At 48.3% G+C, this 24,830-nt stretch carries 18 protein-coding genes and 2 tRNA genes; 9 read left to right on the plus strand and 11 right to left on the minus strand.

Features of this window, described 5'->3' with window-relative positions:
* Positions 1 to 232 precede the first annotated feature (232 nt).
* Complete coding sequence (locus H6G45_RS09650) at positions 233 to 1,678, minus strand: MFS transporter (RefSeq protein WP_228016843.1); 1,446 nt, start codon at positions 1,676 to 1,678, stop codon at positions 233 to 235.
* 418 nt (positions 1,679 to 2,096) lie between these two features.
* On the opposite strand from H6G45_RS09650, the gene H6G45_RS09655 reads away from it, so the two are divergent.
* Together H6G45_RS09655 and H6G45_RS09660 are read left to right on the plus strand one after the other, a co-directional pair.
* Positions 2,097 to 2,167: transfer RNA gene (locus H6G45_RS09655), tRNA-Gly, on the plus strand.
* A 201-nt stretch (positions 2,168 to 2,368) separates the two neighbouring features.
* A complete protein-coding gene (locus H6G45_RS09660; RefSeq protein ID WP_190598241.1) occupies positions 2,369 to 5,047 on the plus strand; it encodes a fimbria/pilus outer membrane usher protein in 2,679 nt (892 codons plus the stop codon).
* A 60-nt stretch (positions 5,048 to 5,107) separates the two neighbouring features.
* On the opposite strand, the gene H6G45_RS09665 is transcribed toward H6G45_RS09660, so the two are convergent.
* The 6 genes from H6G45_RS09665 to H6G45_RS09690 all read right to left on the minus strand — a co-directional run bounded on the left by H6G45_RS09665 (position 5,108) and on the right by H6G45_RS09690 (position 11,003).
* Positions 5,108 to 5,668, minus strand: a complete 561-nt coding sequence (locus tag H6G45_RS09665) for a hypothetical protein (RefSeq protein ID WP_242018120.1) — start codon at positions 5,666 to 5,668, stop codon at positions 5,108 to 5,110.
* Positions 5,653 to 6,228, minus strand: coding sequence for a Uma2 family endonuclease (locus H6G45_RS09670; protein ID WP_190598242.1), 576 nt, complete (start codon positions 6,226 to 6,228; stop codon positions 5,653 to 5,655). Before H6G45_RS09670 ends, H6G45_RS09665 begins: the two co-directional genes overlap by 16 nt.
* 41 nt (positions 6,229 to 6,269) lie before the next feature.
* The gene (locus H6G45_RS09675; protein ID WP_190598287.1) at positions 6,270 to 7,454 is read right to left on the minus strand and encodes an aspartate aminotransferase; all 1,185 of its coding nucleotides are present in this window, start codon (positions 7,452 to 7,454) and stop codon (positions 6,270 to 6,272) included.
* A gap of 103 nt (positions 7,455 to 7,557) precedes the next feature.
* Entirely contained in the window at positions 7,558 to 9,603 is a 2,046-nt protein-coding gene (locus tag H6G45_RS09680; RefSeq protein ID WP_190598243.1) for an AarF/ABC1/UbiB kinase family protein, read from the minus strand.
* Between the two features lie 336 nt (positions 9,604 to 9,939).
* The gene (locus H6G45_RS09685; RefSeq protein WP_190598244.1) at positions 9,940 to 10,620 is read right to left on the minus strand and encodes a hypothetical protein; all 681 of its coding nucleotides are present in this window, start codon (positions 10,618 to 10,620) and stop codon (positions 9,940 to 9,942) included.
* Positions 10,620 to 11,003 carry a RusA family crossover junction endodeoxyribonuclease gene (locus H6G45_RS09690; protein WP_223342107.1) on the minus strand — a complete coding sequence of 128 codons (384 nt, stop codon included), beginning with the start codon at positions 11,001 to 11,003 and terminating at the stop codon, positions 10,620 to 10,622. Before H6G45_RS09690 ends, H6G45_RS09685 begins: the two co-directional genes overlap by 1 nt.
* 149 nt (positions 11,004 to 11,152) lie before the next feature.
* Here H6G45_RS09690 and recG point away from each other — a divergent pair, with 149 nt between their 5' ends.
* On the plus strand, positions 11,153 to 13,651 hold the full coding sequence (recG, locus tag H6G45_RS09695; RefSeq protein ID WP_190598289.1) for an ATP-dependent DNA helicase RecG: 2,499 nt from the start codon (positions 11,153 to 11,155) through the stop codon (positions 13,649 to 13,651).
* A 100-nt stretch (positions 13,652 to 13,751) separates the two neighbouring features.
* On the plus strand, positions 13,752 to 14,585 hold the full coding sequence (sppA, locus tag H6G45_RS09700) for a signal peptide peptidase SppA (protein WP_190598245.1): 834 nt from the start codon (positions 13,752 to 13,754) through the stop codon (positions 14,583 to 14,585).
* Positions 14,586 to 14,590: 5 nt separating this feature from the next.
* Here the strand turns inward: sppA and H6G45_RS09705 are convergent, their stop codons facing one another.
* Entirely contained in the window at positions 14,591 to 17,224 is a 2,634-nt protein-coding gene (locus H6G45_RS09705; protein WP_190598246.1) for a PBP1A family penicillin-binding protein, read from the minus strand.
* Between the two features lie 235 nt (positions 17,225 to 17,459).
* Positions 17,460 to 17,544 (minus strand) — tRNA-Ser (locus H6G45_RS09710).
* A gap of 225 nt (positions 17,545 to 17,769) precedes the next feature.
* Between H6G45_RS09710 and guaA the strand changes: the two genes are divergently transcribed.
* Together guaA and H6G45_RS09720 are read left to right on the plus strand one after the other, a co-directional pair.
* A complete protein-coding gene (gene guaA, locus H6G45_RS09715; protein WP_190598247.1) occupies positions 17,770 to 19,398 on the plus strand; it encodes a glutamine-hydrolyzing GMP synthase in 1,629 nt (542 codons plus the stop codon).
* 86 nt (positions 19,399 to 19,484) lie between these two features.
* Positions 19,485 to 20,768, plus strand: coding sequence for a DNA cytosine methyltransferase (locus H6G45_RS09720; RefSeq protein WP_190598248.1), 1,284 nt, complete (start codon positions 19,485 to 19,487; stop codon positions 20,766 to 20,768).
* Here H6G45_RS09720 and H6G45_RS09725 read toward each other — a convergent pair.
* Positions 20,736 to 21,716: an undecaprenyl-diphosphate phosphatase gene (locus tag H6G45_RS09725; RefSeq protein WP_190598249.1), complete on the minus strand. Its 981-nt coding sequence runs from the start codon at positions 21,714 to 21,716 to the stop codon at positions 20,736 to 20,738. The two genes, H6G45_RS09720 and H6G45_RS09725, sit on opposite strands and share 33 nt — an antisense overlap.
* Positions 21,717 to 21,830: 114 nt before the next feature.
* On the opposite strand from H6G45_RS09725, the gene cobU reads away from it, so the two are divergent.
* The 3 genes from cobU to H6G45_RS09740 all read left to right on the plus strand — a co-directional run bounded on the left by cobU (position 21,831) and on the right by H6G45_RS09740 (position 23,357).
* Positions 21,831 to 22,385, plus strand: coding sequence for a bifunctional adenosylcobinamide kinase/adenosylcobinamide-phosphate guanylyltransferase (gene cobU / locus H6G45_RS09730; RefSeq protein WP_190598250.1), 555 nt, complete (start codon positions 21,831 to 21,833; stop codon positions 22,383 to 22,385).
* 127 nt (positions 22,386 to 22,512) lie between these two features.
* The gene (locus H6G45_RS09735; RefSeq protein WP_190598251.1) at positions 22,513 to 22,935 is read left to right on the plus strand and encodes a hypothetical protein; all 423 of its coding nucleotides are present in this window, start codon (positions 22,513 to 22,515) and stop codon (positions 22,933 to 22,935) included.
* 230 nt (positions 22,936 to 23,165) lie between these two features.
* Positions 23,166 to 23,357: a hypothetical protein gene (locus H6G45_RS09740; protein ID WP_010873442.1), complete on the plus strand. Its 192-nt coding sequence runs from the start codon at positions 23,166 to 23,168 to the stop codon at positions 23,355 to 23,357.
* A 383-nt stretch (positions 23,358 to 23,740) separates the two neighbouring features.
* Here H6G45_RS09740 and H6G45_RS09745 read toward each other — a convergent pair whose 3' ends face one another.
* Positions 23,741 to 24,763 carry a long-chain acyl-[acyl-carrier-protein] reductase gene (locus H6G45_RS09745; RefSeq protein ID WP_190598252.1) on the minus strand — a complete coding sequence of 341 codons (1,023 nt, stop codon included), beginning with the start codon at positions 24,761 to 24,763 and terminating at the stop codon, positions 23,741 to 23,743.
* Between the last annotated feature and the right edge of the window lie 67 nt (positions 24,764 to 24,830).

Raw genomic sequence — 24,830 nt, forward strand, 5'->3', positions numbered from 1 at the left:
TAAGCTATGTACACTGGCTAAGGGAGTTAGCACTAAGGTGATGAATTTGCTTTGCTATAGGGTTATTCTGCTTATTTTTCGGTGGCACATAAATACCATTCAACGTTTCTGGTCGCAGTGAAAGAAGTTTATGACCAGTTGAAATAAAATTAAGCTGGCAACATTTTTTACAAGAATTGTGTTGATTATCCTATTTTTGGTTAAATTATCTATAAAAAATAACCGGCACTCATTAAGCTAGATTGCTTCGCTGTCCCTGTCCCACATCATCCAAAGTTTTGCCGTTGGTTTCAATACGAAAAATAAAGGTAATTAATGCCCCTAGCATGGCCGCAACAGCCAAGCAGTAGAGTAAGTTATTGGTGCCAATTTGTTGTTGTAAAACCGGGAAGAAAAAAGCTGTAATGACAGCCCCCACCTTGGCAAAAGAGGCCGCAAAGCCCGCCCCAGCACCTCGAATCTCCGTAGGAAAAACTTCCCCTGCTAAAACGTAGGTCATAGCATTGGGCCCTAGGTTATTCATAAAGTTGAAAATCATAAATCCACCGAAGATCAGTAATGTTTTCAATTCATGGGTGGGGGGCACATTGGTGGAGAGGGCGGCAATACTCAACCCCACAGCACAGCCAATAAAGCCAATAATCTGTAAGGAAATTCGGCCCATAATGTCCACCAGGGGAATGGAAACCAGAAAACCAACTACCAAAAATATGTCTATCACACTAGCTCCCGCCGTCGCATTTAAATCCTGGGTAATTAAATCTGGAGAGCTCTGGGTAAATAGGGTAGCGAGGATAGTCGGAGTGAAGATGCCAATGCCGTAGGTTGAAAGGTCCTGTAAAAACCAGGGAACCGCAGTCAAAATTGTGGCCCGGAAGTAGCGGGGTGAAAATAAATCCCGAAAATTTTTGTGGCGTTGTTTCCCAACTTTTTGTTCTGATTGCGATAATGCAGTGATTCTAACCGGACGTTTGAGTAACAAAGTGGCGGAACGGTTAGCCTCCCCCCAGCGCTCCCGGGCCATGAGCCAATGGGAACTTTCGGGCAGGGTCATACGCAACAAGGTAACCAAAATGCCTGGAAGGACCAGAATTCCATACATCCAATGCCAAGATTGTATTTGGGGGTCAATATCGAGAATTGCCAACCCCAGTAACACTCCGCCAAGGGAACCAAGGGATTGGAAGCTGAAGGCCGATAGCACCATGCGGCCTCGGTAACGACTGGGAATAGCTTCTGAGATCACTAGATGGGCTGTGGGATAGTCTGCCCCCAGGGAAATACCTACACAAAAAAGGAAAAAAATTAGTGTTCCTGGGCTCCATGCCACGGCCGTTAGGGCAATGAATAGGGAAAATAGCATCATTTCCAGAACGAAAACTAACTTCCGACCCAGGCGATCGGCTAGATTCCCAAATAGGGATGCTCCAATCAAAATGCCAAAGAGACTGGCGGCGGCCACTGAGCCTTTGAGGTCTGAAGATAGTCCAAAATCTTTTTCAATTAAGGGCAAAGCCACTCCGGTGGTGAAAACAACTATGCCCTCAAAAAACTTCCCCATGGCGGCGGCGGCCCAGATGCGCCATTGCATAGCACTAAGGGGACGGGGGGGAGTTTCATCGATGTAATTTTGCAGGCTTTTGCCTGGCACGTTCTCCATTGGGGCTGATACTGTCATTTTTATAGTTAGTTAAGTTCAGTTTCTAAAGTAAAGATTAAGCAGAAATTATGATGAGCATAGTGCAAATTATGCTGTCCTGGCTGCATCAATTTTCGTGTAAACTGAGCTAACTTCCACGAATTCTGCAATAAATAACCATTTTTACCTAAAGCCGAGCAATATTTAGTTTTAGTCCCAGATATAGCCAAAATTGAACGAAAATTCGACTAATATTTCCAATTTTAGGCTTTTTTGTCTTTTAATGAGGCTAAATCCGGTGACATGAAGTTGGAAATCTTGGTTGGGTAGTAATCTTTTTGAATTTAAAGTCATAGTGGAGGAACGACTACTTGCATTACAACGAAGCAATGATGGAATTTTCCGCTTTCCATCTAGGCGGGGGCTCCCTAATGTTTTAATATGGTGGAGGTCTTGCGCGGGTATAGTTTAGTGGTAAAACGAAAGCCTCCCATGCTTTAGTTGGGGGTTCGATTCCCCCTACCCGCTTTGTTTCTTGACAAAATTTTAATCGAAGCCCAAGATTTTTTCGGCAGGGTTATTCCCAAGCGGCTCTGGATTTGACGTGGTGCTTAGCCCACAACTTTGCTTTAAAAGGTGACTGGGGCAGTATTCGCCTCACATTTTGGCGATCGCCGTCCAGGGAAAACCTGTTTGTTAGACTTTGCTGACAGGCCCTAATCTAGGTCAATGGTGTTTCGATTCTACTCGACAGTACTAGCAATTATTTGGAGCAACGGCCTGATCACTGTCGTCGGGCTAGTCCTAGCTCAGTCTGCCAGGGCAGAAACTTTTAGTGCTGATTTTACCCCTCCCGATTTTGCTGTGGATTTATTACTAGGACAGGGAACTCCGGTGATGGAAACCACACCTCCAGAGCAGGGACAAACAGAGGAAGATAACCAGACCGCCACACCTTCTGAGCCGACACCAGCCAATTTGGGCAATGAGGATGATTTATTCGAACGGGTATTCGGTCGACCCCGCCCCACTGGGGTACAACGGTTGGTGGCACCGTTTTTCATCAACGATTTACAACAGGGACAAATTGTGGTGTTTGTTTCCCTGGGAGGGAGCAGTAGCCTACAAATCACTGCCTCTACTTTGTTGTCGAAAATGGAAGAGTATGCCAGACCTGATATACAAGCAAGGTTGGCTGATTTGGTGGACAACAGCGGCAATTTAACTTTGGCGGCTCTGCAAAGTGTTGGTTTAGATGCCACCTTTAATGACCAGTTGCTAGAACTGAGGATTATTATTCCCCCCAATCTCCGTAAAACTATTGTTTATGGCTCCGGTAATTTACAACTTCCCCCAGGGGCCGCCACAGCCCTACGTCCCAGTAACTTCAGTGGTTTTGTCAACTTAATTGGGACCCAACCCTATGCCTGGGATGGCACCGGTGATTTGGGCCGCCAAGCCCTGAATTTGGGCGTAGAAGGGGCTCTTAATTATCAAGGCTGGGTTCTCGAAGGTAGTGCTAGTTTTGCTGAGCAGAGCAATAATCCCTGGACTCGCTCCGATATTCGTTTGGTGAAGGATGATCCGGATAATGCCATCCGCTATGTTTTGGGTGATCTGTTTAGTACCGCCCGCAGTTATCAGTCCTTTGTGCCCATGGTAGGGTTTGCGATGTTCCGCAATTTTTCCCTCCAGCCCTATTTGACTACTAGGCCCACAGGGCAGTTCGAATTTTTGCTGGAAAGTCCAGCCAGGGTGGAGATTTTTGTCAATGGGCTTTTGCGGCAAACCCTACAATTACCGGCGGGGCCTCAAGATATTCGTAATTTTGGGCTGAATACGGGGCTCAATAATGTGACGGTGAAAATTACCGACAGTGCGGGGCGAGTGGAGGAGCTATCCTTTTCAGCGCCCCTGGCGACGGATCTGTTGGAGGTGGGCTTGAATCAATTTGGCTTGGGGGTAGGGGTCCCGGCCTACACCACCAATGGGGTGCGTAACTATGACACTTCCCGGCCCATTATTGGCGGCTTTTACCGGCAGGGAATTACTTCTACCCTCACCCTGGGGGGTTATCTACAGGCGGCAGGTTCCCAGCAGGTGATTGGCATGGAAGGCACCCTGGCCACTTCCGTGGGCAACTTTGGTTGGGATGCGGCCCTGGAGAATGATGGCAACGGTTTAGACCATGCCTTCCGACTACGGTATCAATTTTTGGCCCTGGGGGGGAACCAAGCCCGATTACCTAATTTTGGTTTGGAAGTGGAATATTTGGGCCCCTATTTTCAGCGTTTTGGTAGTTTTCCCATCGGCTTTACCCCGGATCCATTGGACTTTTTCGGCACTGCCACCAATGATATTTCCTGGTCTTTTGGAGCCAACTACAGTCAAACTTTAATCGATGGTTTGGGTATTAACCTCGGTTTGGGTTATCAGCTTGGTAGTTTCGGCCAGCCCAATGCCTACCGAGCGGCGATCGGTTTCACCACTAATTTGGGAAGGGGTTTACAAGTTAATTTGACCCTGAATAATCGCTTAGACCAGTCGGGACAAACAGAAACTCAGGTATTATTCAACTTTTTGCAAACCTCCCAGTTCCAATCCCTCACGGCCCGTAGTAACCTAAGCAGTCAACGGGAACAGGCCAGCACCCTGACTTGGACATCCCGTAGTCCCGCCCAATACAACAGCGTTAACACCACCGTTAATTTGAGTAATAATCCCAATCCCGGCTATTTTGGCACTGGCCTAGGGCTGACTTACCGAGGCTTTGTGGGGGATATTAATCTTAACCATGACTATGACCAGTCCAGTCATCGCACTAACTTAAATTTTGGTACGGCCTTGGTTTATGCTGATGGACGTTTTGGCTGGAGTCGACCGGTGCGGGATAGCTTCGTCATTTTTAGCCGTAACCCCAATTTTGCTGATCAGCTAGTATTAATCAATCCTGGTTTATACGGTCCTGTGGCGGAAGCTAATTATGTCGGGCCCGGGGTAGTGCCGGATCTAAGCTCCTATACTTTAACCACCATGCGGGTGGACGCTCCTAATATGCCCCTTGGCTATGACTTGGGCAATGCCGTCTTTAATTTGTTGCCTAGCTATAAAAGTGGCACTTTAATCACAGTGGGTACGGAATCCACCGTATTTTTGCGGGGAACTTTGGTGGATCAAGCAGGGGAACCCATTGCTCTTCAAGTGGGGCAAGTTAGGTCCTTATCCGATCCCAGTTGGTCGCCCTTGGAGTTGTTCACTAACCGGGCGGGACGATTTGCGCTGACAGGGCTGGGGCCAGGGGAGTATGAATTGCAATTGTTCAGTGATCCTCCCCGGACCATTCGCTTTGAGATTCCGGCCGATAAAACTGGTATTTATGATATGGGTACTGTGACTGTAGGAGATTAATACAATCTATGGTGTCTTGACTCCCATTATGGTCTCTCGTATTATCTCTTGATATTTATCTTAAAAACCAGCTCTAATGTCCATTGCACCATTGTTATGGTCAATTTTAAACTCATTACCATATTCATCCAGATGAAAAAGATCCAGACTGGCGTCCGGTTGACCCTTTAGAAAATAATCATTGGCTCCTGCTCCACCGATGTCAAGCCAGCCTTTAATGGCTTTATTAATGGGGTCAAATCGGAATTGCAAAAAATCATTCCCCTTTACTAGGCCATTATTGACATTATTGTAATTTGCCAGAATTTGACCTTTATCATCAACAATTTGCACGGTTAGTTCTGTCAAGTTTTGCGGTGTTTGCAAACCTGTCGCTCGTACTATCTTTGTCGACTTGTCCGTAAATTTATCTGGGTAAATGACATGGACTTGAACTCGGTAACCCCCATCTCCCTGCCATAGCAAATTTGCCTCTCCGGCGATCGCCTGGGCGGAAAAGCCAACGAGACATATAAGTACAAAAATGGTAATTAAAAATGATTTAATCAATCGATGCAACATTGACAGCATTATTATTGCTTTAAAATTTAGGCAGTTAAGCCATGCTAAATTTTTAACCAATCAAACACCTCGGCGGCGGTAATGGACCAATTTTCAAGCTCAGCAAAAACGGTTAGGGATTCTTGAATTTCAGTTTCAGCTAAATACACCTGGGGTAGGCTGGCCGTGAAAACCGTAATGGATTTAGCCATAGGATCCACTAACCACGCCAATTCTGTGCCGGCTTTGAGAGAAAATATAATTTTTTCCATCACCAGGGTGACTGACTGGTCCGGGGAAAGAATTTCTATGAGCCAATCCGGGGCACGATCAAACCTGTCTGCTATTTCACCATCACTGTCCAAAGGCAAGTTTTGCCAACGAATCACGGCAATGTCCGGCACAATGGATCGATCGCCAAAGGCACAACGAAGTTCGGTTAAAGCAAGGGCAATTTTTTTCTCTTCCGTAACCTGGTCAATGGCTCGGGCTAAACGACTTTGTAGTCGGCTATGTTTACCTTTAGGCATAGGTTTCTGGGTAACAATGCCCCGGCAATATTCCTGGGCCGGTTTGGTTTCCGGCAGGGCCAAGAAGGATTCCAGGGAAAGGGTTGGTACTTTGGTGGCGGCTAAAACCATCTACTTTGCTCCCCAGGGGATTTGACCGTTAACTAATTGACTCAACTATAACGAATACCCGCCTGTTCAATGCGTTGTAAAGCTTCCCCGAGGCGATCGCTGTCGGCAATTAAACTTAGGCGAACGTAGCCTTCTCCCCCTTCTCCAAAAGCATTGCCGGGGGTCATCACCACGCCGGTTTTTTCCAATACGGTAAGGGCAAAATCAGTGGAACTCATGCCCACCGGACAGGGAACCCAAAGATACATGGTGGCTTGGGAGGGGGTAATGGCCCAACCCAGTTTACTTAAACCACTAATAACAAAATCCCGCCGTTCTTGATAGCGTTTTCTAACCACTTCAATATAACTTTCGGGTAAACTCAGAGCCGTTTCTGCCGCTTTTTGTACGACTCGGAAAATACCATAATCTAAGTTGGTTTTTAAGGTTCTCAAACCTTGGATAATTTCCTGGTTGCCCACCACAAAACCGACCCGCCAACCTGCCATGTTATAGGTTTTAGAAAGGGTGTGGAATTCCACACTAAAATCCTTGGCGCCGGGAATTTCTAGCAAGCTCGTGGGCTGATAACCGTCGAAGGCCAATTCCGCATAGCAGAGGTCATGGACCAGCATAATTTCGTAATGGCGGGCCCAGTCGGTCACCGCTTCGTAAAATTCCCTGGGAGCCGTGGCGGTGGTGGGATTATTGGGATAGTTAAAGTAAAGAATTTTGGCTTGTTGGGCGATCGCCTCAGGAATTTGATCGAGTTGAATTAACCAGTTATCCTTCGCCGATAACATGATGGGATAAATTTTTGCTCCGGCAATCAGGGGGCCCCGGAAATGGGCCGGATAGGATGGGGTGGGTACTAGTACTAGATCCCCTGGGTTAACATAAGCCAACGCTAAATGACCAAGACCCTCTTTGGAACCGATCAACGGTAACGCCTCGGAATCGGGGTCTAAATCTACTCCATATTGGCGGGCGTACCAGCGGGTAATGCTCTGGCGAAAACTTTGGGTGCCCTCAAAGGGGGGATAACCGTGGGACTCAGCGTTTCCCAACTCGGCGATCGCCGCTTCAATAATTGGTTGGGGGGCCTTGCCGTCGGGATTACCCATGCCTAAGTCAATCAAATCCAGGCCCTGTTCCCTGGCCTTAGCTTTCAACTCATCAAGGCGGGCAAAAACGTAAGGGGGTAAGGCTTGTAGGCGATCGGCGCGACTAATCCAATTCAGACTCATTACCAAGGCAATTTGGGGACGTAGCCTCCCATTGTCGCATTGACCGGCCCTGGCTTGATGTTGCCCCAGCAAAATTTTGGCTGCAATCGATGGCAACCATCACCTAGGCAGCATTGCGGATTTTGATAGCTGGGTTGGGCTGACTTTCCAAGGCCAGGGCCCATTGCCGGATCACCCTGGCGATCGCCCTTTGCAGTAGTCCTTCCGCCACCTGTTGCCCCATGCGACGGGAAGTGGGGTTAACAATAATCTCACTCAATACCGGCACAAACTTGAGGGGGTCAAAACCAGGGGTATCTTTAAGAATTTGCCAAAGATTTTGCAGATGTTGCCAAGTTTCCTCCTGTTGAGCGATGGCGGGTTGAAGAGCAACTTTGATCGTTTTGTTCTGATGAGCCTTGCCGTTGCCATTACCTAGCTCGCCCAGAAAACCAATCCTTTCCTGGATATTGTGGCTAACCTGTTGCCAAGTATTGCGCCCCAGTAGATCAATGCTGTTCACTAATTCTGCCACTAGGCGATCGCGAATGAATTGTCCCCGGTCTGAAAGTAAAAATTCCGTTGCTTCATTAAGCACATAATCAAAATCAAATCCAGGGGAATTTTTGGCATTACGCAATAGATTTTCCAAACGATTCCAGCGGAAACTGCCTTCTTTAAACAGTAATTCCTTCAGAGAAGTGCGTAGTTCTTCTGATTGATCCGTTAACAATCTTTTAGCAATATAGGGATAGGCTTTGCTCAACACCTTAAAGTTGGGATCAATGCCAATGGCGATACCTTCTAGGGTGACCATGGAACGAATAATTAAGGCGTAATAGGCCGGCACCCGAAAAGGAAATTCATACATCATGGCCGACATTTGATCGGTGATGCTCTTAAAATTCAACTCCGCCACACTGGCCCCCAATGCATTACCAAAAACCTGGCTAAGGGCTGGAATAATTGGCTTTAGATCCGTATCTGGCTTAAGGAAATCTAGTTTGACATAATCTTTAGCTAAAGAGTCGAAATCTCGATTGACCAAATGGACCACAGCCTCGATCAAACCATAGCGTTGATAGGGCTGGATAGTACTCATCATGCCGAAATCCAGGTAGGCTAAACGCCCATCGGCCATGGCCAGTAAATTGCCAGGGTGGGGATCGGCGTGGAAAAAACCATGTTCCAACAATTGCCGCAGGGAGCACTGGACTCCCACTTCCACTAAATGGGTGGCATCAATACCCTGGGCTTGGATCGCCTTGATATTGGTTAACTTAATTCCTTCCACCCACTCCATGGTCAAAACCCGTCGCCCGGTGTACTGCCAATAGATGCTAGGCACATAAATTTCCGGCAAGCCGCCATACAGTTGGGCGAATCTCTCTGCGTTAACCGCCTCTTGGAAGTAGTTCATTTCCTCAAATACCCGACTGGCCAATTCATCGGTAATGGCCACCAAATCAGAGCGCAATCTTTTCACCGATCGCCGGGCCCAGAGGGAGAGGGAACGCATGATGTAAATATCCAGGGTAATGCGCTTAACTAAATCTGGTCTTTGTACTTTGACTGCTACGTCTTCTCCAGTTTTTAACTTACCCTTATACACTTGTCCCAAAGAGGCAGCGGCAATGGGCTCCGGGGACAATTCTGCATAAATTTCCCCAGCGGGTGCCCCCAATTCTTCTTCAATAAAACGATAGGCAACTTCGTTGGGAAAGGAAGGTAATTGGTCCTGCAACGTTGTCAACTCATCCAAAAAAACCGGCGGCACTAAATCAGGCCTGGTGGAAAGGGCTTGACCAACTTTGATATAGGTGGGGCCCAGGTTAGTTAATAATTCCCGCAGTTGAATAGCCTTAGCTCTGGAAACAGTGGGGTCTTTGCCCCTCAATTTTTCCCACCAAATGCCCAGGACAAACTGGAGTAGGGGAAACAAAATATTAATTAAACGACCCAACACCTGCAACGGCCGCTTACGATAAAATTCCATGATCAAATCTGGGTTATATTCCCAACTTTCCGGGAACATATCACTCACAGGTCCCAAATCTTCCAGGTGACTTTTGGGTAAACGGGGAGGACGAATTTCTTCCACCACTGCGTCGATCACCACTACATCGCGATCTTGTTCGGCGGTGGCAACGGGCGTGGGGACTGGAGACATAATTAATAGTTTTAATAATTACTTAGTTTTGCTTGCTGGTTCCCATCGGGGCCAACAGCGGCACGGTTTGAGGGGGAGTCCTGGGATAAATGGCCAAATGTTGCCAACGCTAGGCTTCCAGTGGCATTCTAACGAGAATGGGTCGGCCCTGGCTACCTGGGTTAGGATGGGGAAAACCGTCTTTGGCTAATCTTGAGTTTAGCTTGGCCACAATTCTCTCTCCGGTTATGTCAACCCAGCCAACTCTTTGTTGAGTCTTTTCATACTAAACATATTTGAGGTGGTGTTTTGGTATCGGCTAACCCAATCGCTGCCCCCACTGATAGCATGAATTTACTAGCAACCCTTGACATCAACATCCAAGGTTTTTAGTAGTTCTTCCGTTGCATTGATTATCTGATATGCAAATTCTGATGCACTTTGGGACGTTTTGAAACCATGGGCAATTTTATTGCGTAGTGAAAGCGCATCCATGAGTAACTGATACTCAGGACGGGAAATAACTCCCTTCGTTACTAATTGTTTGACTAGATAAAGTGGATCAAGCCCTTGTAAACTAATCTCTTCGTGCTCTGCAATAAGCCTTAGGGTTGCCTCAACAAGAGACCAGGAATAGAGAATAGCTGATTCCGGATGTTGTATTACAAGTTGTCTCGCCACTTGTAGTTTTGTTTTTATTTCAGGTGCTTGAAGGGAGTTTTCAGTTTGTGGAGAATACACATAATCCTCTGGATTAGTCATCACTAACTCAAGTCGCCAACCAGAATGCTGCTCCACAGATTGGGCTAGATTCTGCAAGTATTGTCTAGAGGAAGAATTAAGTGAACTACGAGACTTAACCTCAATGATCACAGCTTCATCTCCCTTCCGTACAATCATATCAGGGCGATAATTCCTAAGAAAATGAGGTAGATCTTCCGAATTGGGATGAAAAAAAATCTCGTATCCCTTGTTACGATATTCTTCCGCTAGTTGCAGTAATCGCTCTCTTTCTAGGTTTGCAGTTGGGATTGTCATTAGATAACTACCTCTTGATCAGGAGCCTCACTTACGACAATATGCAAAAATTCGTTTCCACGGGAAAATCCTTCTGCTAGAGTCGGTGTCATGTTTTCTACTCTAAAGTTACCTAACAAATTCCGCTTACTGACAAGAACGTCAGTAACTTGATCATCGTCAATGTAAGCTAATCCAATTATGGCATCCTGAATTGGCTTGACAATATTGTCCACATCTATAGCAACAGAATCATAAAAATAGGTTATTTTCAGCATGATTGGGCCAATGGCTGCTTTTTGCTCTGGTGGCCAGTATTTCTCCGCTTCTTCCCGCACCATTATTTTCCACGCCCTGAGACGTTCACGTCTACGAGCTTGTTGTGATACAGGAGGTCCATTCACTATGAACTCAAATCTCTCCAAGGTGCTATTAGTCAGAGGCAAAATTCTGAGTTATTCTACACGATTATTATCGGTATTTTAAAACAGATGGAAAGTCTGCAACTCACAGGTTTCAGGTTGAGTTAGAAACTATACTGTACGGTGAAAGAATTAAACAAAGCAACTTAGTTGAGGTATCTGTGTCCGTTAATTGGCCTCGTTTACAGAAGGCTTTGACCGTAGAAGTGGAGCGGGGCTTTCAGAATTTGCAGGGTAAACAGCACCGCTTTGGAGACTTCCTTTGTTTGAGTTTTGGCAGTCCTCCCCCCCCTGGTACTCCCCCGGTTGATCGCCAAAAGTGGCGAGAGTTTGCCCAAAGGTTTGCCCAGTACGATCAACTGGAGCAGGCGGAAAGAAAGAGTTTAGTGGCCAGTACCCGTCGTTTTTTGCATCAATTGCGCCGCAGTTTGGAATCTCCTCCTGTGGATGCGGTTGGGAAAACAGCTCCCCCAGCCCTGGTCAATCGTCCCCGGGTTTCTGAGTCCCGTCGCTCTCAATCAAGTCGGGTTGAACTCCACACTCCCTTAGCAACGGTACTTTCCCAGAGCCAACATCAAACTAAACTGCTGAACGGCCTGGGTTTGGCCACGGCCGAAGATTTGCTGTTTTATTTCCCCAGGGATTATTTGGACTATGCCCAACAGGTAACCATTGCTGAATTAACAGCGGGGGAAACGGTAACCATTGTGGGGCGAGTGGTGAATTGCACTTGTTTTACCAGTCCCAAAAATCAGAATTTAACTATTCTGCAAATCCAGTTGCGGGATCAGACGGGGCGCATCAAACTATCCCGTTTCTACGCTGGCAGACGTTTTGCCCATCGAGCTTGGCAGGAAACCCTTAAAAAACTTTACCCCCCCCATGCCGTTGTGGCCGCTTCTGGTTTGGTCAAAGCCAATAAATTTGGTCTGACCCTGGATAATCCGGAAATTGAGGTGCTCGATCGCCATAGTCCTAGCATTGACTCTTTTAAAGTGGGTCGGGTGTTACCCGTTTATCCCCTCACCGAAGGCCTAACAGCGGATTTTTTACGGAAATTGGTTTTAGCTTGTCAACCGGCGATCGCCCAATTGTCCGATCCTCTACCCCAGGACATCCGAGCAAAATATGAATTAATTGATTTAAAAACTGCCATTACCCAAATCCATTTTCCCGACAATGGGGAGCAGTTAAGTTTAGCAAGAAGGCGATTAGTGTTTGATGAATTTTTCTATTTACAGTTAGGGTTTCTACAGAGAGGTTACGAGCAAAAACAACAACAAAAAAGCGCTATTTTCACCCCCAGCGGTGAATTGTTAGAAAGATTTAGTGATTTACTGCCCTTCCGTTTAACCCAAGCTCAACAACGGGTAGTCAACGAAATTCTAGAGGATTTAAATCAATCTAGCCCCATGAATCGCCTTGTCCAGGGAGATGTGGGATCGGGCAAAACCGTGGTGGGGATTTTTGCAATTTTAGCCGCTCTCCAAGGGGGTTACCAAGCGGCATTAATGGCACCGACGGAGGTGTTGGCGGAACAGCATTATCAAAAATTGGTGAGTTGGTTTAATTTGCTCCATTTGCCAGTGGAATTGTTAACAGGATCTACCAAAACTGCGAAAAGAAGGGAAATTCATACCCATTTAGCCACAGGTCAATTACCCTTGCTCGTAGGGACCCATGCCCTTATTCAAGAGCCGGTCAATTTTCAACGGTTGGGTTTGGTGGTCATTGATGAGCAGCATCGCTTTGGAGTGCAACAACGGGCTAAACTATTGGCCAAAGGCAATGCCCCCCACGTACTGAGCATGACTGCCACCCCCATTCCCCGCACCCTTGCTTTGACACTCCATGGGGATTTGGAAGTGAGCCAAATTGATGAATTGCCCCCCGGTCGCCAGCCCATTCACACCAGTGTGATCACCACCAAAGAACGGCCCCAAATGTACGAATTAATTCGACGGGAGGTAGCCCAGGGTCGTCAGGTTTATATTATTTTTCCGGCGATCGAGCAATCGGAAAAGTTAGACATCAAAGCAGCGGTGGAAGAGCATAAACATTTAAGTGAAAAAATTTTTCCCAACTTTAACATCGGCCTTTTACATGGTCGATTGAAAAGCACAGAAAAAGAGGCTGTATTGCAAGCTTTTCGAGAAAAAGTAACGGAAATTATTGTTTCCACCACAGTGATTGAAGTAGGGGTAGATGTGCCCAATGCCACCGTAATGGTAATTGAAAATGCTGAACGTTTTGGGCTTTCCCAACTACACCAATTACGGGGTCGGGTAGGGAGGGGAAGTCACCGGTCCTATTGTTTATTGGTGACCAATAGCAAAAGTGCTGATGCCCGGCAAAGATTAGGGGTAATGGAACAGTCTCAGGATGGTTTTTTCATTGCGGAAATGGATTTACGTCTGCGGGGACCAGGGGAATTTTTAGGCACCAAGCAGTCGGGATTACCGGATTTTGCCCTGGCTAGTTTAGTGGAAGACCAGGATGTTTTATTGCTGGCCAGACAAGCAGCAGAACAATTAATTGCCGAAGATCCTTCCCTAGCCCAGTATCCCGATTTAAAAACTAAATTAGCCCAGAGATATGAAAAGTTATTGGGGGGAGAAATACTGACCTAACCATAGGTACATCAGTAAATTCCATTGTCCCAGCCTTTGTTTGTTAGAATGGTTGCCCGTTGATTAACTGTTTTGTCATCTCTTTTTGTTACTAAAATCTATGATTTGGCCCTTCAAAACCAGCACCCGTAAAAAGATTGCCCGCATTGAAGTGACCGGGGCGATCGCCGGTGGAACCCGCAAAGCAGTGTTGAAGGCTCTCAAAACGGTGGAAGAAAAAAAATATCCCGCCCTATTAGTCCGGATCGACTCCCCTGGGGGCACAATAGTGGATTCCCAGGAAATTTACACCAAATTAAAGCAATTAAGCGAAAAAATCAAAGTTGTGGCCAGTTTTGGTAATATTTCCGCTTCAGGGGGGGTATATGTCGCCATGGGTTGTCCCCACATCATGGCCAATGCTGGTACCATCACCGGCAGTATTGGCGTCATTTTACGGGGCAATAACCTGGAAAGATTGCTAGAAAAAGTGGGGGTTTCTTTTAAGGTAATTAAATCGGGGCCCTACAAAGACATTTTGTCCTTCGACCGGGAATTGCTGCCGGAGGAACAGAATATTTTGCAAGCTTTAATTGACGACAGCTATGGGCAATTTGTCTCCACGGTGGCAGCGGGGCGTAATTTGGCTGTGGAAAAAGTTAAAGAATTTGCCGATGGACGAATTTTTACCGGGCAACAGGCCCTGGAATTGGGTTTAGTCGATCGCCTAGGTACAGAGGAAGAGGCCAGGCAATGGGCCGCGACCTTGGCGGGCTTGGATCCAGACAAAGCAGAACTGGATACCATTGAAGACCCAAAACCTTTCGTCAAAAGACTCACCAGTGGCGACAGTCAACTACAGACCATGGCCGATAACCTCGGTTTGAAGGAAACGTTAAAGTGGTGCGAATTTGAGCTATCCACCAGTGGTCAACCCCTCTGGCTTTATCGCTGACCCATTTACTCTGATTTACGGGCCGAAGGGGGAGCGGGCAATCCGGCATCGGCAGAGGGAGTGGACGGTGCGGAAGCCGGGGCCGGGGCACTGACTGTCCTGGGCGGAGCAGAGGGCGCAGAAGCTGGAGCTGGGGCAGTGGTCCTAGCGGTTTGGGTGTTGCTGGGGCGGGCCGCGTCGGTCTGGGTACGGCGACGACGACGGGGTCGATCCGTGGTGGTTTGGCTGTCCGTTTCCGGGGAGCTGGGAGGCGCGAGGACTTTCACCCGACGCTTAATGGGCTCAGCTTTGATACTGGGTTTGCGCTGGTCCGGATTTTTGGGCATGGCAGGGAAGGATTCAACGGGTATTCCTTTGGTGACATCCCGCATAAACTGTCCCCAAACCATGGCCGCAGTGGTGCTGGCCCCATTGGTGGGGCGGCTGTTATCGTTACCCAACCATACCCCCGTCACCAGTTGGGGAATGTAACCGATAAACCACAGGTCCTTGGCTTCGTCCGATGTCCCCGTTTTACCTGCCACCTGGCGATCGCCTAGTCCGGCTGGACGACCGGTGCCGGAGGTGACCACACTGCGCATCATGGAAGTCATAATGGCATTGCTGTCCGGGTCAAGGGCTTTGGTTTGTTTGTGCTCAGCTTTGTAAATTACTTCCCCTTTGGTGTTGACCACATTTTGGATGGCGTAGGGTTGCACATGGATACCCTTATTGGCAAAGGTTCCGTAGGCACTGGTCATTTCTAGAGGGGTCATTTCCCAGGCCCCGAGGGCAAGGGAATAGGTGGGTTCTAGTTTGGAACTAATGCCCATTTGCCTGGCTAGGTTAATGACCGGATTCCAACCCACATCCAGCAGTAAACGAACCGCCACTACGTTCACGGAACTGGTCAGGGCATCCCGCAAAGACATGTTGCCGCCGCTGTAACTATCACCGTAGTTAGCTGGTTGGTAACCGCCAATGTCAATGGGCACGTTGGGATAGCTTTTGTTGGGGGAAATACCAGAGGCGATCGCCGCTCCGTAGAGAATGGGCTTAAAAGTAGAACCTGGTTGCCGTTTGGCCTGGGTCACCCGGTTAAATTGACTGCCTTGGTAATCCTTGCCCCCCACCATCATTTTGATCGCCCCGGTGCGGGGATCCATGGCTACCATCGCCCCTTCGGAAAACCGTTGCCAGCGGCCATATTTCTTCACTGCATTGGTGAGAATGGTTTGAGCCTCCTCTTGCCATTGGTTATTAAGGGTTGTGTTCACCGTTAACCCCCCCTGTTGGAGTTCCTCCTCCGGCAATTTAGCCCGCAACTCATCCAAAATGTAGTCGGTGAAAAATTCCGCTTCTCGATTAAACCGCTTCAAAGGACTGGGATTTATTTTCAAGGGCTCGGCGATCGCCGCCTGGGCTTCTGCGGAGGTAATAAAGCCCACCTCTGCCATACGGTTCAGCACTTCATTACGGCGACGGGTAGCCAACTCTAAATTCTGTCGGGGGGAATAAACACTGGGGGCCGGCACCACCCCTGCTAAGGTGGCCGCTTCCCCTAATGTCAACTCCTCTGGGGTCTTACTGAAGTAGGCGTGGGCCGCATCCGCCACCCCGTAAGCTCCAGAACCTAGATAAATTAAATTTAGATAGCGTTCCAGAATTTGATCCTTGGGCAGGGCAGTCTCAATTTTTTGGGCCAGTCGCACTTCCTTCAACTTCCTGGCTAGGGTGCGATCCTGATTCAGAAACACTAACCGGGCCAACTGTTGAGTAATGGTACTGCCCCCCTGTACCACGTCCCCGGATTGAACATTGGACAGGGATGCCCGGATAATGCCCTGGGGATCGATACCCCGGTGTTCCCGAAAGCGACTATCTTCACTGGCGATGAAGGACTGCTCAATGAGGGGGGGGATTTTACCCATAGTCACCGTATCGTGGCTAACGTTGCCAATTTCCTGGAGAGTGGCACCATTGGCCGCTTTGATAGTCATGGTGCCCGGAGGAGCATAGGTCACCACATCGGCGATCGCCACTTGGGTCATGGTCTCCAACTGGTAAAAGCCCCAGGCCAAGGCAGAGGTACCGACCCCGGCCCCCAAGCCAAAACCAAACACAAACCAAAATCGGGGTTGTTGGGTAAACCGGGACACCGATCGCCCCAGGGTTTTCAGACCAGTAGTTAGGGCCAGGGGCGCTTTGGAAGAAGCCCTATTTTCTTTACTCCTTCTTCTTCGGCGCCGCCGCCGGTTACTCCGGTCCAAAGAGGATGAAGGGGTGACATCTACCGATGGGGAAACACTGGGAGGCACCACCGCAACATGGCTATTGCCGTTGCCTTGACCTGATTCAACGGCGGTAATTTCTTCCGGGGTTGAGGCCCCATTCCGAACATTTTGAATATTGATGGCGGTCACCATTTCCCTGCCATGGCCCGGGTCTAGTTCTGGCTTCGCTAAGTTGGCCGCCGGCCCAGATAAGTCCTCCGATAACTCGGCGATCGCCTCCCCCTGGGGAGAAGAATCTGGCCCATTGGGAAATTCCCCTGCCTTGGCCGAAGACTTGCCCTCTTCCTCCACTTCCAATGTGTTAGCTAACTGGTGGAGAAAGTCGACAGTGGAACGCTTAAGCTTGCGGGAAAAGGATTTAAACACGGTAATTGCTGGGCACGGGGAGACCGAATCTGGTTAAAAAAGACAAACTTAACAGCGGAATAGTTTCGCCGACAAGCCCTTTCCTAATGTATCTCTCACCATTATGTCAAGAAAAATTTAGGTAAATTTCAGTAATGGTAAATCTCAGGGGCAGGCTAGGGGCTGGGGAAACAGTTTTGTCCAACCCTGACCAGCCCTCAAATCAACTGTTAGTTTTGCCGGTTTAATCCTGATACGGAGAGGGGGGGATTCGAACCCCCGTTGAGTTGCCCCAAAACAGATTTCGAGTCTGCCGCATTCAACCGCTCTGCCACCTCTCCAGGGAATTTTTGAGAAGAACTTCTGCAATTTTCCGCCCCCATCTTAGCGCAGATTTGCGGTGGGTTATTCTGGGTTTCAGGTATTGGGGTAGAATACGGGGATTGTTGACGACCATGGCCTTGCCGTCAGTTAGACCCGGAAACAACACCACGAATCTAGTCTTTCTGAGGTTTGCCTGGGGATTCGCCCTCACCTCCAGTATAAATTCCTGACTGCCGATCGCCGTGACTACCCAAATCCCCATTCCCCCCGTTGTAAGCGACCATCCTCTGCTGGACCGCGTTTCCGATCGCCTCAAGGGGCAGATCATCATCATTTTAGACTTTGGTTCCCAATATTCGGAACTAATTGCCCGACGCATCCGGGAAACCGAGGTTTACTCGGAAGTTTTGTCCTATCGCACCACAGCGGCGCAGTTGCGGGAAATTAAACCCAAGGGCATCATCCTTTCCGGTGGTCCCAATTCCGTCTATGACCAGGGGGCTCCCGAGTGTGACCCAGAAATTTTTCAGTTGGGCGTTCCCGTGTTGGGGGTCTGCTACGGCATGCAACTGATGGTCAAACAACTAGGCGGCCGGGTGGAACGGGCCAAACGGGGGGAGTATGGCAAGGCGAGTTTGCACATTGATGACCCCACCGACCTGCTTACCAATGTAGAAAACGGTAGTACTATGTGGATGAGCCATGGGGATTCCTGTGTGGATCTACCCTTGGGCTTTGAGGTATTAGCCCACACCGATAACACTCCCTGTGCGGCGATCGCCGATCACCAAAGGGCCCTATTTGGAGTGCAGTTCCATCCCGAAGTTGTCCATTCCGTGGGGGGCATTGCCCTGATCCGCAACTTTGTTTATCACATTTGCCACTGCGACCCCACCTGGACCACCGACGCTTTCATCGAAGAATCCATTCGGGAAGTGCGGAACCAAGTAGGCGATCGCCGAGTATTGTTGGCCCTATCCGGTGGGGTGGATTCCTCAACCTTGGCCTTTCTGCTCCATCGGGCGATCGGGGACAACCTCACCTGTATGTTCATTGACCAGGGCTTCATGCGTAAAGGGGAACCGGAACGGTTGGTGGAACTGTTTGATCATCAATTTCATATTCCTGTCCAATACGTTAATGCCCGGGATCGTTTCCTCAAACAGTTAGAAGGAGTAACCGATCCGGAGGAAAAACGTCGTCTGATTGGCCACGAATTCATTCAGGTGTTTGAAGAAGAATCCCAACGCCTTGGCCCCTTCGATTACCTAGCCCAAGGTACCCTCTACCCCGACGTGATTGAGTCCGCCGACAGCAATGTTGACCCCAAAACCGGCGAACGGGTGGCAGTAAAAATCAAAAGTCACCATAACGTCGGTGGTCTACCGAAAAATCTCCGCTTTAAGCTAGTGGAACCCCTCCGCAAACTTTTTAAAGATGAAGTCCGTAAACTAGGTCGCTCCATTGGTCTGCCGGAAGAAATTGTCCGCCGCCATCCCTTCCCAGGCCCGGGCCTAGCCATTCGTATTATTGGGGAAGTTACCTCAGAAAGGTTAAACATTCTCCGGGATGTGGATTTCATTGTGCGGGATGAAATTTCCAAACGGGGCATTTACCACGACTATTGGCAGGCCTTTGCCGTACTGCTGCCCATCCGTAGCGTGGGCGTAATGGGGGACAAACGCACCTATGCCCACCCCGTTGTGTTGCGCTTCATCACCAGTGAAGACGGCATGACCGCCGATTGGGCTAGGGTCCCCTACGACATCCTCGAAGCTATTTCCAACCGCATTGTCAACGAAGTTAAGGGGGTAAACCGGGTGGTTTATGACATCACCTCCAAGCCCCCTGGCACCATCGAGTGGGAGTAATGGCAACGTTTAAGAATGCATAGCTGAACTAGCTAACTGCGGCCAGCTAAAGATAATTGAGCCGCTAGTAACAAACCGGAAAAACCATGGCCAGACCCATTGCCATCGACTTGTTTGCGGGCTGTGGTGGCATGTCCTTGGGTTTAGAAGCCGCTGGATTTGACATTGCTGCCGCAGTGGAAGTTGACGCTGTACATTGCTTAGTTCATCATCATAATTTTTCCTATGGGGCCACCATTTGCCGGGATATTGCCCAGGTAACTGCCGAGGAAATTCTTCGAGAGGTGGACAGCCATGGTTATTCAGAGAACATAGACCTAATTGCTGGGGGGCCTCCCTGCCAGGGTTTTTCCTTGATGGGCAAAAGACAGTTGGATGACCCCCGTAATTCCTTGGTGTTTGAATATGTGCGCATAATTCGGGCAATTAAGCCCAAGTATTTTTTATTTGAAAATGTTCCAGGTATCCAATCGGGGCAACACAAAAAGTTTTTAGAGGAGTTAGTGAGCGAATTTGAAAATATTGGTTACCACATCGAAAAACCAGTTTTAGTTCTAGACGCGTCCCTTTACGGCGCTCCCCAAAAACGTAAAAGATTAATCATTCTCGGCTCTAGAAAGGATGTAACTCCTGCTACCTATCCGCCGCCTTCCCATCTCGATTTGACTGAAGTAGAACAAGGTAAAAGCTCTCAAAAATCACCCTCTACTATAAACCACCAACCCCTATTTTCCTGTGGGGAAGCCATTGATGATCTCACCCCCCATCCTCCCTATTTAACTGGAGAAGATCGGGGCATTCCCGCAGATTTACTGGATTATTCAGCCTTGAGAAAAAGTTATGCTATCAAGCCCAATGGGGTGTTTTCTCTGTGTCATAAACGTCAGGTTGATAATCTGGTTTATGGCCATATTGGTTCTCTCCATACGGAAAAATCAATGAAAAGATTTGCTGATACCTTGCCAGGAACTGTAGATAAAACCAGCCGATTTCTGCGGCTATCAGAAACCGGTTTATGCAATACCCTCAGGGCGGGAACCGGCAGCGATAAGGGAGCTTACACCGCCCCGAGACCAATACACTACGCCTTGCCTCGATGTATCACTGTTAGGGAAGCCGCTCGACTCCATACCTATCCCGATTGGTTTCAGTTCCATAATACTATTTGGCATGGCTTTCGAGAAATTGGCAATTCCGTCGTTCCCTGGTTGGCTAAGGCTTTAGGACAACAAGTTATGGCAGCATTGGACTATGCCATCGAAGATTTGCCCATTTACGAATTAGAGCGTCAAGATCGTACATTGTTACGTTACAATTTGCCCCAAGCCAATCGATATTTACGCTCGGGTTCCCATTGCCAAAGTCAATAAAATAACTATCCCGAAAATTAGACGGTACCAAACAAAAATCCAAGTGCTGCGTTTTTGTAGAAATTTGATCAGCCAGGCGATCGCCAGGTAGGAAAAAATAGCGGAGGAGATGGTACCAACAACAAGGGGCAGAATGGCATCGTTACCCAAATGTTGATCCATTACCCCTTTCAGTTCCACCAAACCAGCAATGGTAATGGCCGGAATGCCCAACAGAAAGGAAAATCTGGCGGCGGCGGCCCGTTCCAAGTTAATAAACAAACCCGCCGTTAATGTTGACCCAGAACGAGATACTCCGGGGACCAAGGCTAAAGCCTGGGCTATGCCCATCACTAGGCCATCCTGCCAGCGTAATTTTTCAAAGGGGCGGCGGTGGGTACCTAATTTTTCCGCCAGGGCCAGCAACAATGCCATGACAATGGAAGCGATGGCAATGGTGGGCAAACTACGAAAAGGGGAATTGTCCAGGTCTGGGACTAACACTTTCATTAACAGTCCAAAGAACACAATGGGAATGGTGCCCAAACCAATGCCTAAGCCCAATTTAAATTCGAGGGAGTCGTATTGGCGGGTTTGAATTGCTTTGATAATGCCCTTGGTGATGGCGGTTAAATCTCCCCAAAAATACCACAGTACTGCCGCAATGCTGCCCAACTGAATAATGGCGGTGAAGGCCACCCCCGGATCCCCCCAGCCCAAGGCCATGGGCACCGCTTTTAGGTGTGCCGTACTACTAATGGGGAGAAATTCCGTTGCTCCCTGGATAAATCCCAATATAAAAGCCTGGAAAAGATTAATTGATGCACTTGCGGCCATTGTTCCTGTTCCCATCCCCTCGCTGGGTAGCACAGGTAGGGCCAATGCGATGCCCCAGGCTTGGTGATAAACAATGGCGATCGCCACACTGAGACTAAAGGCACTGAGAAAATTTAATTGGCGGGGGGACATTCACTGTCGGTGATAATCGGGACTCAAAGATCCTAGCCTATAGTGGCAGGGCAATTTCTTGAAACGTTTTTTTACTGTCCCCTAAAATTATGATCGCCCCCCTGTCGTACTTCCATGGCCCTTCCTATCCTCGTCACCGGCCCCAGCCGTTCAGGTAAAAGTGAATGGGCCGAGCATCTTGCCCAAAACCATCCATCAGTTATCTACATTGCCACTGGCAAAGAAAATGCCGCCGACCCAGACTGGCAAAACCGTATTCAACAACACCGCGATCGCCGTCCGCTCCAATGGCAAACGGTCTGTGTTGATCAGCATTTGACCGATACTTTAGCAACCCTACCGCCGGGAAGTTGTGCCTTAGTGGACTCCTTGGGGGGCTGGGTAGCCAATACCCTGGAGTTGTCCCCGGAGCAATGGCGGACTAAGCAAATGGACTTCATTACTTTTGTGGCAGATTTGCAAAATGTCCCCATCACCATTATTTTCGTTGCCGAAGAAACGGGGTGGGGGGTGATTCCGGCCTACCCCCTGGGACGTATTTTTCGAGACCGTTTAGGGGCGTTAACTCGCCAATTGGGAGGATTGTGTAGTCAAGTTTACCTAGTAACTGGGGGTTATGCGGTGGATCTGTGCCAATGGGGAGAACCCTTACCGCCATCAAGGGATTGATTTTGAAAACTGAAGCAATCATTAAGTTGTTGTAAACAAATGCTAGTGCCCACTCAGAAATCGTTAACATGGAAGCCAGCCGCACAGCAGGAGGGAACTTCTGGGTTTTTCAGGAGTATTATTCGACATGGCAGACGCCATTGAAGTTAAAAACTATTTAGGTCACTGGTTTCAGCTTGGCCGGGGAGTAATCTTTCCCAAAAGTGACGAGGTGGTTTTGCCTAGCCCCATTTTTGCTGGCCAAAGATTTTCCCGAGCCTTTGAAGACTGTTGGCAACGTATCCTTACCAGTCGGGAAGATTGTTACCTAGAAGGGACGGAACAAACTCTGCAAAGCTTGCTCAGCGGTGATTGGGAAATTATCAGTTGTGCCCGTTGTGCATTGCCCGTGCCCCTATCCCGCAGCCAAATTCCCAGTTGTCTTTGTCCTTGTGTTGAGGTGGAATCTTGGCCCAATTTGGAATTACCATTGCCCCGTCTACCTGCCAATCGAGTTTGTACTCTGAGAAAAGTTCAGGAGCGGCTGATTCTGCAGGAAGAGGCAGACTGACCAGTGGCCAGTGCTTTTGTTGTCCGATCGCCTTTGAGCAAACTAGGGGTCACTAGCTAGGGCGAAAATTTTTCGGCATCGATAAAAGTGAATAGGTTTCAGAGAAGCACGGACAAAATCTGCCAGGGCAGTGCCTCAAAACCGCAGAAAAGTTTAAATTACTGGATTTTTGATTGCCAGGGCTGGCCAATAGATTAGAATGTAACTTAAAGGTTTACATTTTGTTACATATGTTGGTGCCCATTCTCATTTTTGATGTGGCTTTGGTGGCCTGGTCGCTCCACCTGATGCAACAGGCGATCGAAGAGCAGGAGTTTTCTTTGATGCTGGCTGGAACTCTGGTAGCAGCAGCGGCGGCGGCCACTTTGGTGGTCTATTTTCTCATGGGCCATTGCCTATCCCAACTGAGCCAGACCCTCTGACGCCAGCGGTATTAGACTGCGATAGATTAGTCTTTGATTCATAGCTAATTTAATTAAGAGTGCTGGCAGAGTAACAGACTAAAGAGCTCTTGACACAAGCTTCATAGAAAGTAACATCATCTCATTTTTATTTTAACTAGCTATAAGTTTGGACACAAAACAGTCCATCTTTCGGTTAGCCTAGCAGAATTAAGAACGCATCCTTTGGTTTTGCTGATTTAATAGATTCCAGTAGAGAAGAGAGATTTTTAGCAGATATTGCGCCCCATTAGGGTTAATTGGCGGCATTCCCTATAGGCTGTTGAGGGGCTTGAACGGAGATTAACCACTGTTTCAAACTTCGTCAACCGGAACCAGCTCCGGAAAATTCAACATCTTGCCAGCTACAGGGCCACCAAAGGGCAAAAGCCATGCTTGACGGAAGCTTCCCCGATCGCCTCCATTTTATTGACGGAAATTTGGTTGCGGCCCCAGGAAAAATTAGTGCGCCAGCCCTCAAACTCCAATAAAATTGCCTCTGCAAAACAGGCGAACATCTGCCGGGAAGGAATATCCATCTCCACAATCTTCATAATCTCCCAGGTAATATCCAAGGAATGCTCCACAATGCCCCCCTTGAGAATATGCACCCCATCGGCCTTCACCCGCGTATCTAAATTTTTGGGATAGCCCCCATCCACAATCAAACAGGGCTTTTTCAACATTTCCCCGGCAATTTCTACCCCCTTGGGCATACTAGCCACCCAAACAATAACGTCTGCCTGGGGCAGGGCTGTTTCCAGATCCATAATTTTGCCCCTACCCAATTCCTCTTGGAGATTTTCCAATCTCTGGCGGTTACGGGCAATTAACAATAATTCTTTAACTTGGTGTTTGCTATCCAACCACCGGCATACTGCACTACCAATGTCCCCCGTTGCGCCACAAACCGCCACTGTGGCCTGACTTAGATCAATACCCAACTGTTTAGCGCCAGCTTCCACCTGACGGCAAATCACATAGGCGGTGTGGGTGTTACCAGTGGTGAACCGCTGAAAATCTAATTCCACATTGCGGACTTGATTATTTTGCTTGAGGTTAAATTCTTCAAATACAATCGAAGAAAAACCGCCCAGGGCCGTAATATCCAAACCAACTTTTTGGGCCAGGGCCATGGCATTGAGAATTTTCCGAATGGCCGCCTTAATGCGCCGTTGGGTTAACATTTCTGGCAAAAAGCAGGACTCCACATATTTGCCTTCAATTACCTGCCCCGTCACACTTTTCACCTGAAAGTTATCAACTACTTGGGGGGGAGCAGAACACCAAAAATCCAAGCCTTGGTTGGCGTACTCAGGATAGCCTAAATCTTCGGCAACCGCTTGGGCGTGTTCTAAACTCGTGAGATGACCAATAAGACCAAACATTGATAATAGTCAGAATAAATAGGGGAAGGTATCGCTTTCCGCTCAGTTAACGACTCCGATAGCCATA

Source organism: Synechocystis sp. FACHB-383 (assembly GCF_014698605.1).
GTDB lineage: Bacteria > Cyanobacteriota > Cyanobacteriia > Cyanobacteriales > Microcystaceae > Synechocystis > Synechocystis salina.